At 38.7% G+C, this 12,639-nt stretch carries 14 protein-coding genes and 1 pseudogene; 11 read left to right on the top strand and 4 right to left on the bottom strand.

Features of this window, described 5'->3' with window-relative positions; all coding sequences use genetic code 11:
* Positions 1–184 (bottom strand): annotated as a pseudogene (locus tag M1G12_RS05845) (IS3 family transposase); the annotation flags it as partial.
* Between the two features lie 101 nt (positions 185–285).
* Positions 286–1,149 carry a helix-turn-helix domain-containing protein gene (locus M1G12_RS05840; RefSeq protein ID WP_247949544.1) on the bottom strand — a complete coding sequence of 288 codons (864 nt, stop codon included), beginning with the start codon at positions 1,147–1,149 and terminating at the stop codon, positions 286–288.
* 93 nt (positions 1,150–1,242) lie between these two features.
* On the opposite strand from M1G12_RS05840, the gene M1G12_RS05835 reads away from it, so the two are divergent.
* The 5 genes from M1G12_RS05835 to gggC all read left to right on the top strand — a co-directional run bounded on the left by M1G12_RS05835 (position 1,243) and on the right by gggC (position 8,090).
* Entirely contained in the window at positions 1,243–2,403 is a 1,161-nt protein-coding gene (locus tag M1G12_RS05835; protein ID WP_247942473.1) for a caspase family protein, read from the top strand.
* Positions 2,404–2,415: 12 nt separating this feature from the next.
* Positions 2,416–3,498, top strand: coding sequence for an N-acetylmuramoyl-L-alanine amidase family protein (locus tag M1G12_RS05830; RefSeq protein ID WP_247942472.1), 1,083 nt, complete (start codon positions 2,416–2,418; stop codon positions 3,496–3,498).
* A 375-nt stretch (positions 3,499–3,873) separates the two neighbouring features.
* Positions 3,874–5,112, top strand: coding sequence for a caspase family protein (locus tag M1G12_RS05825; RefSeq protein WP_247942471.1), 1,239 nt, complete (start codon positions 3,874–3,876; stop codon positions 5,110–5,112).
* A 12-nt stretch (positions 5,113–5,124) separates the two neighbouring features.
* Positions 5,125–6,270: an N-acetylmuramoyl-L-alanine amidase family protein gene (locus M1G12_RS05820; RefSeq protein ID WP_247942470.1), complete on the top strand. Its 1,146-nt coding sequence runs from the start codon at positions 5,125–5,127 to the stop codon at positions 6,268–6,270.
* Between the two features lie 272 nt (positions 6,271–6,542).
* Positions 6,543–8,090, top strand: coding sequence for a streptosactin export ABC transporter GggC (gene gggC, locus M1G12_RS05815; protein ID WP_247949543.1), 1,548 nt, complete (start codon positions 6,543–6,545; stop codon positions 8,088–8,090).
* 51 nt (positions 8,091–8,141) lie between these two features.
* Here the strand turns inward: gggC and M1G12_RS05810 are convergent, their stop codons facing one another.
* Positions 8,142–8,837 carry an LrgB family protein gene (locus tag M1G12_RS05810; RefSeq protein WP_001288943.1) on the bottom strand — a complete coding sequence of 232 codons (696 nt, stop codon included), beginning with the start codon at positions 8,835–8,837 and terminating at the stop codon, positions 8,142–8,144.
* Positions 8,834–9,208, bottom strand: coding sequence for a CidA/LrgA family protein (locus tag M1G12_RS05805; protein WP_247949542.1), 375 nt, complete (start codon positions 9,206–9,208; stop codon positions 8,834–8,836). The genes M1G12_RS05810 and M1G12_RS05805 overlap by 4 nt, the downstream gene beginning before the upstream one ends.
* A gap of 283 nt (positions 9,209–9,491) precedes the next feature.
* Here M1G12_RS05805 and M1G12_RS05800 point away from each other — a divergent pair, with 283 nt between their 5' ends.
* From M1G12_RS05800 to queE, 6 genes are all read left to right on the top strand, one after another.
* Positions 9,492–9,872 carry a MarR family winged helix-turn-helix transcriptional regulator gene (locus tag M1G12_RS05800; protein ID WP_000221634.1) on the top strand — a complete coding sequence of 127 codons (381 nt, stop codon included), beginning with the start codon at positions 9,492–9,494 and terminating at the stop codon, positions 9,870–9,872.
* Positions 9,873–9,971: 99 nt separating this feature from the next.
* Positions 9,972–10,193 carry a DUF4649 family protein gene (locus M1G12_RS05795; RefSeq protein WP_000570256.1) on the top strand — a complete coding sequence of 74 codons (222 nt, stop codon included), beginning with the start codon at positions 9,972–9,974 and terminating at the stop codon, positions 10,191–10,193.
* Positions 10,194–10,208: 15 nt separating this feature from the next.
* Entirely contained in the window at positions 10,209–10,523 is a 315-nt protein-coding gene (trxA, locus tag M1G12_RS05790; protein ID WP_001029581.1) for a thioredoxin, read from the top strand.
* Between the two features lie 201 nt (positions 10,524–10,724).
* Positions 10,725–11,378: a 7-cyano-7-deazaguanine synthase QueC gene (gene queC / locus M1G12_RS05785; RefSeq protein ID WP_070482975.1), complete on the top strand. Its 654-nt coding sequence runs from the start codon at positions 10,725–10,727 to the stop codon at positions 11,376–11,378.
* Positions 11,378–11,821, top strand: coding sequence for a 6-carboxytetrahydropterin synthase QueD (gene queD, locus M1G12_RS05780; RefSeq protein ID WP_033687234.1), 444 nt, complete (start codon positions 11,378–11,380; stop codon positions 11,819–11,821). The genes queC and queD overlap by 1 nt, the downstream gene beginning before the upstream one ends.
* Positions 11,814–12,530, top strand: a complete 717-nt coding sequence (gene queE / locus M1G12_RS05775) for a 7-carboxy-7-deazaguanine synthase QueE (RefSeq protein WP_045611102.1) — start codon at positions 11,814–11,816, stop codon at positions 12,528–12,530. The genes queD and queE overlap by 8 nt, the downstream gene beginning before the upstream one ends.
* The last annotated feature ends 109 nt before the right edge of the window (positions 12,531–12,639 follow it).

Below are 12,639 nucleotides of genomic sequence, written 5' to 3'. Positions count from 1 at the left end.
GTTCAGGAGAATAGTAACAATTCTTTCCTTTTTTGACGATTTCTATTCCATAACGATCAATCAATTTAATCATGTACTGAAGATTAGAAATGTTTATCCTAAATTGATTTGAAAGTTGTCTAAAGCTCTCTCCTTTCTTTCTTAATTCATATATTTGAACTTTATCTTCATAAGTTAATTTCATAATAAAAACACCCCAAAAGTTAGATTTTTATGTCTAACTTTTGGGGTGCAGTTCAGAGAGGCTATCCTTTTTCTTTTATCTCATTTTCTGTCTAACTTTATTTAAAAAACAAATCCTTTTAAATCTGATTTAAAGGTCTTGTTTAATTTCTCTATTGTGACACTATCATTATATTCCTTACATATTTTCATAGCTTTGGAACATTCTTTTTTACCTAACTCTACTTGATTCGTTTTTATGAGATAAATACCTTTTAAAAAAAGCAAATAAGTCTTTTCAAAATAATATCCTTGTCTGGTCAGTAAATTTTCTAAATCATCTATAAAAAATTGAGCGTTATCTAACAAATTATTTTTTAATAATAATTCTAAATTAAATAAATATAAAGGAATTACTCTATGTGTTCCGGTATCAGTTTTTAAAAAATGTCGTGTTTTCTTGATTACCACTCTATATAGTAAGCTTATGGTTTTAGTGTTCATAAAAAACACCGAATTATAAAAAATTTTTAGTTCATACTCCATCCAATTATCTACAGAAAGCAAATACTTTATTAGCTCATTGCATTTAGATGCATTGTAAGGAAGATTTGCAAGGCGATTAATCTGTTGTTCAGCAATCAATTTTATGTGACAATTGCATAAACTTTTTTCCTGCTTTTGTTTTAGTTCTATTTTCTTTATTAGTTCTTGTAACAAAATGATATCTGAAGAGTTTACAGCATGTTCTAATTCTTCAAAAAAACATTCTTTTTTGGAATAATAGCAATGAACTAATTCTTCAAATTCCGAAAATGATACTCCAAGACGATTTAACAACATGTAAAAATGATCAATAGATAATTTTGTAATCCCATTTTCGAAACGAGAAATAGTGGACTCACTAATCTTATCACAAGCCAAATCTTTAAGACGAAAATTTTTTGAAATACGGATATCCTTTAAAACTGCTCCAAAATTTTCCATACTATTCCTCTTCCATTTCTGCAAAAAATAAAACCTGGTTTTTTTATTTGTGATATGATTATACAAAAATAAAATAGAAAGGACAATAATATCATGAAAAAAATTTTATTGTCAACAGTTGCTTTACTGAGCCTAGTGTCAACACTACCAGTAAATAGTCCAGTTTATGCTCAAGAATCATCCTCTCAAACAACTTATAGTAAGTCAAGTGGAAGTTGGATAAAGTCTGGTAGCCGTTGGTGGTATAAACATTCTGATGGTTCTTATACTACAAATGGATGGGAACAAATAAATGGCACCTGGTACTATTTTGATAATGAAGGTTGGATGAAGACAGGTTGGATTAAAGAATCTGGGAACTGGTATTATCTAGATGATAGTGGTGCCATGAAAACAGGACTACAGACTATCGGTGGAAACGAATATTATCTATCTACTAGTGGTGCTATGCAGACAGGTTGGCAAAACATTGGGGACGATACCTATTTCTTTGCTGATAGTGGAGCAAGACAAACGATTAATCGCCGTGCCTTAGTTCTTGGTGAAACATCAACGATAGCAGTACCTATAGCAGATGTTAATACTATGGAAAAGGTTTTCAGCAACCAAAACTTTAGTAAAGTTGTTCGTTTCCCAGATAAAACAAAAGCTGAGATTATTGCAAAAATGCAAGAACTGTTTGAATCTTCTAGTGAAAGCGATGTGAACTATCTTTACCTTACTTGTCATGGAGGAATAGACGGAAGAATCTATCTTGGTAGCGATGGTCAGACATTTTCAGGCTGGGAATTGGCGTCTATACTGAAACAATATAAAGGTAAGTTTGTTGTTATGCTGGATTGTTGTCATGCTGGAACAATTATTTCTAAAGATAATTCAATCAGATCTAATGAAGAGTCTATTACCGAAAAATTTGATATGGATGAATTTGTTTTAGGATTTACTAATACAAGCGGTAACGAAAAAGCAGGTGAGATGATTGACTCTAAATTTTTAGTACTATGCTCATCAAGAGGTGCGGAATCCTCTAGTGGTGGAGATTTAAGTTTGGCAACTAAATATTGGTCTTTAGGTTCAGGATGGGACCCTGTACAGCAATCTCAAGGTTCTTTAATTGCTGATCAAAATTTTAACAACAGAATCACACTAAACGAATTGTATTCTTACTCACGTGAACAAGTCTTAAAACAAAATCATAAACAACATATTGAAGTTTATCCAGAAAACAGTCAATTTGTTTTATTCCAAAAATAAGGAGTTAAGAAAATGAAAGTATCAAAAAAAATCACATTATTTGGTTTGTCTTTAGCTGGTCTAGCCTTACTGGCTTTCCCTCATTCAGGAAAGGCCTTTGAGCTTGAAGAAGAGTGGGTTATTAAGGGTGATGTTTGGTATCAAGATGGCAAAATTCTCCGATTTAATAATGGCAATGAAGTAGATATCAAAGTATTGGATTTGCCAAAAACTGAGAAAATCGAGTGGACGGTTAGTCTCAATGGTCAAGATCAGACAGTCAATTTCCTAGGTCAAGAAAAGGACAAGTCTATGGTCGGTACAGAGGGGCGTTACCTGAATTTCTATGTTCCTTATGGCTATAGAGGAGATATCAAGGTAGAAGCCAAGAGCGGAAATGAAGTAAAGACCTGGTCCACTAAAGTAGTAGATGATGTATATAATGACGGTGGAAAGAGTGGTTACTTCCGTATTGACGAATCAAATGATCAACACACCTACCTTGATGCAAAATGGGACTATCAAACTAAGACCTACACTGCTACCTTACCAGAGACTGTCAATGGTCAAAAAGTCTTTGCTTGGGCAGACGACTATGAAGAATTGAAACTTCAAAAACCAGGAGTTATCAGTCATTCCTACAGGGGGGCAGGAGCCTTCAAAATACTTTATCCGATTGTAAAAGCAGAAAGCTGGCTAAAAAATAATTACAGTGAAAAGTGGTACTATCAAAAACAAGGACAATTAGTTCAAAATGCTTGGGTTAAGGACAAGGGAACTTGGTACTTTATGAACGATAAAGGAGTCATGTTCAATCAAACTTGGCTCTATCAAGGTGGCAACTGGTATGCCTTTAAACCATCAGGAGCTATGATTGCTAGTGACTGGCTATATGATAATCACTCTTGGTATTACCTAAAAGACTCAGGTTCTATGGCGACAGGTTGGATCAAAGATAGTGGATCTTGGTATTATCTAAACAACTCAGGTTCTATGGCAACAGGCTGGGTAAAAGATAGCGGATCTTGGTATTACCTTGCTTCATCAGGTAAGATGCTTCACAATACCTACACACCAGATGGTTACTATGTAGATGCCAGTGGCGCTTGGAAATAATCTAAAGTACACATTTTTTGCCATCAACTATTAGGTACATGCTCAGACTAAATGTTATCAGTACTGCAAGAAAAATCTAGATAATAATACAAAAAGCGAATCGAAACAACGAATTTTGTTTTGTTCGCTTTTTTGTGTTCTATTCGAGAAATTATGGAAAAGAACCTCTCCTACTTATTAGACTTTTATTCAGTCAAAAACATAAGAAAGGCACAGAGATGCAAGACAATTATACTACAAAAGGCAAGCACTTTAAAACTGCTCCAAAATTTTCCATAGTATTCCTCTTCCATTTCTGCAAAAAATTAAACCTGTTTTTTTATTTGTGATATGATTATGATTATACAAAAATAAAACAGAAAGGACAATATGATTATGAAAAAAATTTTATTGTCATCAGTTGCTTTACTGAGCCTAGTGACAACACTACCAGTAAATAGTCCAGTTTCTGCTCAAGAATCTATTTCTCCCAAGGCTTATAGCCACTCTAATGGCAGTTGGATTCAATCGAATGGCCGTTGGTGGTATAAACATTCTGACGGTTCTTACACTAAAAACGGGTGGGAAAAGATTAATGAAACCTGGTACTATTTTGATAGTGAAGGTTGGATGAAAACAGGTTGGTTCAATGAGTATGGAAATTGGTATTATCTAGATGATAGTGGTGCTATGAAAACAGGATGGTGTTTGATTTCTGGTAGTTGGTACTATTTAAATACTAGCGGTGTCATGCAAACTGGCCTACAGACTATCGAAGGAAAACAATATTATTTAGCTGATAGCGGTGCTATGCAGACAGGTTGGCACAATATTGGAGATGATACTTATTTCTTTGCTAGTAGTGGAGCAAGACAAACGATTAATCGCCGTGCTTTAGTTCTTGGTGAAACATCAACAACCGCTGTACCTATCGAAGACGTTAATACTATGGAAAAGGTTTTTAGCAACCAAAACTTTAGTAAAGTTGTTCGTTTCCCAGATAAAACTAAGTCCGAGATTATTGCAAAAATGCAAGAACTTTTCAAATCTTCTAGCGAAAGCGATGTGAACTATCTTTACCTTACTTGTCATGGTGGAGAAGATGGGACGATAGCCATTGGTAGCGATGGTCAGACATTTTCAGGTTGGGAATTGGCATCTATACTGAAACAATACAAAGGTAAGTTTGTGGTTATGCTAGATTGTTGCTATTCAGGAAAAATTATAGATGCAAATAAACCAAACAAAAAGGTTGCCTCCAAGTCTGAAGATAGATTTGATGAACAAGCATTTTTGGCAGGATTCTCAACAGGAGATGTAGCAAGTAAGAATGGTGAAATGCTTGATTCTAAATTCCTCGTACTATGTGCCTCTTGTATGGATGAAGAATCGTATAGTCTAGTCGGAGTAGGTAGTCTTGCCACCAGATACTGGGCAATGGGGACAGGTTGGGATTCACTTCAAAATAGAATGATTTCGCCTATGGCAGACACCAATACTAACGGAAAAATCACTTTAGAGGAACTGTATCAATACTCTTATCCTCTAGTCCTTGAAGCTGCATCAAGCAGTAATAAGGAGCAACATGTATCAGTTTACCCTAAAAACAGTCAATTTGTTTTATTCCAAAAATAAGGAGTCAAGAAAATGAAAGTATCAAAAAAAATCACACTATTTGGTTTGTCTCTAGCAGGTCTAGCTTTACTAGCTTTCCCTCATTCAGGAAAGGCCTTCGAATTGGAAGAAGAATGGGTTATCAAGGGTGGTGTTAAGTATCAAGATGGCAAAATTCTCCGATTTAATAATGGCCATGAAGTAGATATCAAAGTCTTAGATTTGCCACAAACCGAGAAAATCGAGTGGACGGTCAGTCTCAACGGTCAAGATCAGACTGTCAATTTCCTAGGTCAAGAAAGAGACAATTCTATGGTCGGTACAAAAGGGCGTTACCTGAATTTCTATGTACCTTATGGCTATAGAGGAGATATCAAGGTCGAGGCCAAGAGCGGAAATGAAGTGAAGACCTGGTCCACTAAAGTGGTAGATGACGTATATAATGGTGGAAAGAGTGGATACTACCATATTAAAGAATCAAATGATCAATACACCTACCTTGATACAAAATGGGACTATCAAACCAAGACCTACACTGCTACCTTACCAGAGACTCTCAATGGTCAAAAAGTCTATGCTTGGGCAGAGGAGTCTGGTGGTATGAAACTTGTAAAACCAGGAGTTATCAGTCATTCCTACAAGGGGGGAGGAGCCTTCAGAACACTTTATCCGATTGTAAAAGCAGAAAGCTGGATAAATCGAAAAAATGGTGACGATGAAACCTGGTACTATCAAAAACAAGGTCAATTAGTGCAGAATGCTTGGGTTAAGGACAATGGAAACTGGTACTTTATGAATGATAAAGGAGTCATGTTCAATCAAACTTGGCTCTATCAAGGTGGCAACTGGTATGCCTTTACATCATCAGGAGCCATGATTGCTAGTGATTGGCTATATGATAATCACTCTTGGTATTACCTAAAAGACTCAGGTGCTATGGCAACAGGTTGGATGAAAGATAGTGGCTCTTGGTATTACCTAAACAAGTCAGGTTCAATGGCGACAGGCTGGGTGAAAGATAGCGGATCTTGGTATTATCTAAACAACTCAGGTTCTATGGCAACAGGCTGGGTGAAAGATAGCGGATCTTGGTATTACCTTGCTTCATCAGGTAAGATGCTTCACAATACCTACACACCAGATGGCTACTATGTAGATGCCAGTGGCGCTTGGAAATAATCTAAAGTACACATTTTTTTCCATCAACTATTAGTGTACCTGCCCAGACTAAATGTTATCAGAGATGCAAGAAATCTAGATAATAATACAAAAAGCGAATCGAAACAATGAATTCTGTTTTGTTCGCTTTTTATTTAATCTGTTACATTTTGACATTGTCATTTAATTGTATATCCACCAAAAATTATATTTTTATATGAAGTATTTGAGATAAAGGAGTATAATGACTTTAAAACTAATTACATGTATATCGATAAGGAGGTCAACTCTTTATGCTGAGAAGATTTGTTACTAAGAAACACCTCGTACTTTACTTCTTTTCTATTGCCGTTACCTGGCTGGAAGCGATTATCACACCAGCCCTTGTTCAAAATATTGTTGCTAGTTTTACCAATCAAGAGCTAGGCATTCTTTGGAAAGTATTGATTCTAGGAATCCTTGGTAATCTCATCCTCTTACTAGGTTTGGCTGGGAAACGCTATTACTACGCCCGTTTGATTACTGACTTCAAATATGGAATCAAGAGTGCTATTTTCAAGCGATTTTTAAACAGTTATGAGATTGATGAAAAGGATATTTTGTCTGACCTAGAAAACGACGTCAAGCAACTAGAAGAAAGCTATATTGAGCCAACGGTCATCATCATTTCTTCTCTTGGCTTCACAACTGTGTCCATTCTCTATGCCCTATGGACCAATTTTTACTTGGGTTTGATTTTCATCCTCTTCTACTCCTTTCCTGTACTCTGCAGTGCTATTGGATCCAAGCGTTTGGATTCACTTTCTGAAAAGCGGTCCACTGTTAACCAGAGCTACTTAGCAAGCTTGACAAATTTTATTGGTGGTAGCCAACAAATTCGCCATTATCAGGGGCAAGACTACTTTTTTGCTCGCTATCAAAAGCAATTACAAACCAGTCTAGATGCCGAAATTAACTATGAAAAGCAACGAACTTTAAACAGTCTCTTGATCAATAGCATCGATGCCTTTTGTTCTGTCACACCAATCGTCATCGGTGGCTTTATGACCTACTATAATTATTTAGATGCGGCGAGTTTTGTGGCCATCTATCTAGTTTCCCATAATATCGGCTATCAATTCCAAGAGTTGGCTTACTTTACCAACACCCGAAAAGCGAATCGAACTCTTCTCAATAAATACCAAAAACTTTTGAACCAGTCTGACTTCATCTCGCCTAGAAGCATAGAAAACATTTTCCCTATCCAGCTTAACAGCATCTCCTTAGAAAAAGATGGGAATAGCCTCTTATCTCCGGTTTCCATACACATCAAGCAAGGAGAAAAAATCGCCATTATCGGGGAAAGTGGCTCTGGTAAAACAACCCTGCTCAATATCATTCATGGAGAAGAAACACCAACAAGTGGTCAGATTAGCTTTTCTGGTCAGAACCTGTCACGTCAAGAAATCACAAGTATTAGTTCCTATATTCTCCAAGATAGCCATTACTTTGACACGCTATCTCTGGAAGACAATATCCTTCTGGGACTGGATAAAAATAAAGAGACTTTAAATCATATCCTCAAAAAAACAGGATTAGAACATTTGAAAAATCGAACGCTCAGAAATGATAGTCTATCTGGTGGCGAGAAACAACGCCTTGAAATCGCTCGCGCCCTCTACCATGATAGCCAGCTCATCTTAGCTGATGAGATTAAGACCAATCTTGACTTGGAAAATAGCAGAAAGATTAGTGACTTGCTCTTCTCCCTACCTCAAACAGTCATTGAAGTCATTCACCACTACACGGAAGAAGACTTAAAGCACTATGACCAAGTCATTCACTTAAGCAAAGAAAAATAATACTCTATAACATACGATTTGAAAAAGCAAGGAACTCAAATTCCTTGCTTTTTAACTCAATATCAAACTGGCTACAATGGGGCTGACAAAGACATAGAGAATACCGGTGACACCGATAGCCAAGCCACCCATGGCTCCTGCTACAGAACCATATCGAAAGGCAGTTCCTGTTCCAACTGCGTGGCCTGTTCCTCCAAGGGAAAGTCCGACTGCTACTGGGTCGTCAATTTTCAACCACTTCAAAAGGGTTGGTCCAATCACACTGGTTAAAATCCCAGTCGCCACTACAACAACCAAGGTCACGGTCGTCAAGCCTTGTAATTTTTCTGTGATCCCCACTGCCATGGCGGTTGTCACTGACTTAGGAAAGAGAGAAATGGCTAGGAAAAAGTCCATGCCAAAGATTTTAGCTACAAGGGCTGTGAAAGAGGTATTGACCACTACCGCTAGCAGACTACCAAAGAGAATACTCCGAGCATGGTGCTTCATCAAGTGAAAACTCTTATAAAGCGGAATCCCTAGAGCCACGGTCGATGGGACAATCAAGTTGTTCAGATAAACCCCACCTTGGTAGTAATCTTGGTAAGAAATACCCGTCACCTTTAGAAAGATGATAATGAAAATAGCTGACAAAAGCAAGGGCGTTGTCAAAGGATGGGGAAAACGTCTGTAAATCAGCATTCCTACTAGATAAGCTAGGATAGACAGGGCAAGCCCAAACAGGGGATTGGAAACAAATTCACTCATTTGGCATCTCCTTTCTCATAATCTCCCTCAAACCGTCTCTTGATGAACTGAACTACCAAGGCTATGAGGATAATATTGATGACAGCCGCAAAAAAGACAATCAAAACAATGGGCAAGAGATAGGGAGCAATCACATCAAACTTCTCCATGATTCCCACTGCTGGTGGCAAAAAGAGAATGGGCATATTGGCCAGCAAGAAATTCCCAACCATATTGACATGTCTGGTTCTCAGCCACTTAAATTGTAGGGCTAGAAAGAGAATAATCAAGCCGATAATACTGCCTGGGATAGGCAAATGAAAGAAACTGGAAATTCCCTCTCCGATTAGAGAAATCACAAAGAGAATCATTAATTGAACATATAATTTCATCCTAAACTCCACGAAATAGACTTCTTGCATACCAGTTTACTCTTTTTTCAGAAAATTTCAAGGAAATGCACAAGGGATAATAAAAATTAGAAAGGAAAGGGGATACAAACAATTCTTGACTTGTGAAAACAGGCATGATTTAGGATAAGAGATGCCTGCGTCTTTCTTGCCAGCTCTTTTGAAAAGTAGTATAATTATTGCGTGCGCAATCATCTTGTGATGCAGAGACTGTCCGTGAATGGACATTCTTCTATCTTATAACTCTAAAAAGAAAGGAGATACTATGACCTACTTGGAAAAATGGTTTGACTTCAATCGGCGTCAGAAAGAAATTGAAAGTCTCTTGGAAGAGACTATTGCCCAGCAGAGCGAGCAAAGTCTGACCTTGAAAGAGTTTTACCTGCTCTACTATCTGGACTTGGCTCAAGAAAAATCTCTACGTCAGATTGACCTCCCAGATAAACTTCATCTGAGCCCGAGCGCTGTTTCTCGGATGGTGGCTCGCTTGGAAGCCAAAAATTGCGGTCTACTTAGTCGCAGGTGTTGTGATCAAGATAGACGCTCTAGCTTTATCTGCCTGACAAGTGATGGGCAAAAGACACTGGCCACTCTACAAAAGGCTGTTGAAGAGAGCTTGGAAACTGGTTTGGATTTCTTGATTTAAGATGATTTTAGAAAAAAGTTGCGTGCGCAATCATTTTTCTTGACATTCTCTTTTACAAGGAGTAAAATAAAATCATCATTAAACAAAGGAGTTTTAAATATGATTGAAATTACCTATCTAGATGCCAGCAAGAATGAAAGAACTGTAACTTTCGAATCTTATGAAGACTTTGATCGTTCGCAACAAGCTTGCCTTATCGGCGTCGCAGACTACTACCCTGTCCAAAAATTAACCTACAACGGTCATGATTTGGACTACCATGGGACTTATGGAGATGTCTTCTTCTATCTCATGAAACAAGATTTAAGCCAATATAACTAAAAAAGGAGAAATACAATGGCAAAAGCAATTACAGATGCAACATTCGAACAAGAAACAAAAGACGGTTTGGTCTTGGTAGACTTCTGGGCAACTTGGTGTGGTCCATGTCGTATGCAAGGTCCAATCTTGGATAAATTGTCTGAAGAACTTTCAGAAGATGTCTTGAAAATCGTTAAAATGGACGTTGATGAAAATCCAAACACAGCTCGTGCCTTTGGAATCATGTCTATCCCAACTCTTCTCTTCAAAAAAGACGGCCAAGTTGTCAAACAAGTTGCAGGTGTTCACACAGCAGAACAAATCAAGGCCATCGTTGCTGAATTGAGCTAATCAAACGAGAGACCAAGTACTTGCTTTGGTCTCTTTTTTCTTGCCCTTTGCCATTTTTCAAAAAATATGCTAGACTATAGGTAGAATATTACGATGTTTGGGACATGCCATCGCTAAAAAAAACCTTGACTTGGTATTTTTTAGCTCCCTCAAGGGAGCTTTTTGCGTGCTCTGAACATTCCCCATTTTAGAAGGAGTACTATGAAACGTCAATCAGCCTTGGTCGTCTTTAGTGGCGGTCAAGATTCTACAACCTGCCTCTTTTGGGCTAAAGAACACTATGAAACGGTCGAAGCCGTTACCTTTGCCTACGGTCAACGCCATCATCTCGAAATTCAAGTTGCTAGAGAAATCGCCAAGGAACAGGGGATTCGTCATCATATCCTAGATATGTCTCTGCTGGGGCAAATCACTGAAAATGCCTTGACTTCTGATCTAGAGATTGAGCAAAAAGAGGGAGAGATTCCCAATACCTTCGTTGACGGTCGCAACCACCTCTTTCTGTCCTTTGCGGCAGTCCTTGCTAAGCAACGTGGCATTAAAGATATCGTGACAGGTGTCTGCGAGACAGACTTCTCAGGCTACCCCGATTGTCGAGATGTCTTTGTCAAATCCCTTAATGTTACCCTCAACCTTGCCATGGATTACGACTTCGTTATCCAAACACCTCTCATGTGGCTAGACAAGGCTGAAACTTGGGAATTAGCCGACCAACTCGGTGCCTTTGACTATGTTCGTGAAAAGACCTTAACCTGCTACAACGGGATTATCGGAAGTGGCTGTGGAGATTGCCCAGCCTGCCACCTACGTCAACATGGTTTAGATGTTTATCTCTCACAGAAAGGAGAGGCCTAATGTTTTTTGCACCCAAAGAAATCAAACAGGAGACCGGGGAGTCTCTTGTCTACAATCCTCACAGAACCTTGGTATCAAAAGAATTTACCTTCGATGCTGCCCACCACCTCTTTCACTATGAGGGAAAATGTAAGTCCCTGCACGGCCACACCTATCATCTGCAGATTGCTGTCAGTGGATTTTTAGATGAACGTGGCATGACCTACGATTTCGGAGACATCAAAGTAATCTACAAGAACTACTTAGAACCCCACTTGGATCATCGCTATCTCAATGAAACTCTTCCCTATATGAACACGACTGCTGAAAATATGGTTTACTGGATTTTCCAAACCATGAACCAAGAGTTGCCAGACGAACGTGGTCTCCGTTTGGAATACGTTCGCCTCTATGAGACTCCGACTGCCTTTGCGGAGTTTAGACGGGAGTGGTTAGATGACTAGGGAACGTGTCCTCAAACTACCAGTTCTGGAAATTTTCGGCCCAACCTTTCAAGGCGAAGGTCGTGCTATTGGGCAGAAAACCATGTTTGTCCGCACTGCTGGTTGCGACTACCACTGCGACTGGTGCGATTCTGCCTTTACTTGGGATGGTTCTGAAAAGCCAACTCGTATGACTGCTGACGAGGTTATTGCTGCCTTGGATAAATTGGGGAGCTACGACTATGTAACCCTATCTGGGGGAAATCCTGCTATCCTAGCAGCCAACATGGCTGAACTAGTAACCAAACTCAAGGAACGTGGTGTCACTCTGGCTGTTGAAACTCAAGGCTCTCGCTGGCAAAATTGGTTGAAAGACATCGACCAGGTCACTCTGAGTCCCAAACCTCCTTCATCCAAGATGGAAGTCAACTTTGAGACCCTGGACTTTATCGTTTCCCAACTGGATCCAGACAAGGTCACCTTTAAAATCCCTGTCTTTGATGATGCAGATCTAGCCTTTGCCAAAGGTATTCAAGAACGCTACCAACCAGATGTCCTCTTCTTATCAGCTGGAAATCCTGAGCCAAAGGCCACAGGCAATATTATCCAAGATCAACTGAACCGTCTCAAAGAACTCTGGGAACGCGTCGCTACTGACGATAGCTGGGGCAATGTCCGCGTCCTTCCTCAACTCCATACCCTCCTCTACGATAATCAACGTGGTGTTTAACACTCTTCGAAAATCAAATTCAAACCACGTCAGCTTCGCCTTACCGTACTCAAGTACAGCCTGCGGCTAGCTTCCTAGTTTGCTCTTTGATTTTCATTGAGTATAAAAT

It is taken from the genome of Streptococcus mitis (genome assembly GCF_023110375.1).
In the GTDB taxonomy this organism is placed as follows: domain Bacteria; phylum Bacillota; class Bacilli; order Lactobacillales; family Streptococcaceae; genus Streptococcus; species Streptococcus mitis_CI.
Note: the sequence above shows the minus strand (reverse complement) of the source record. Positions and strands in the feature narration are given on the sequence as shown.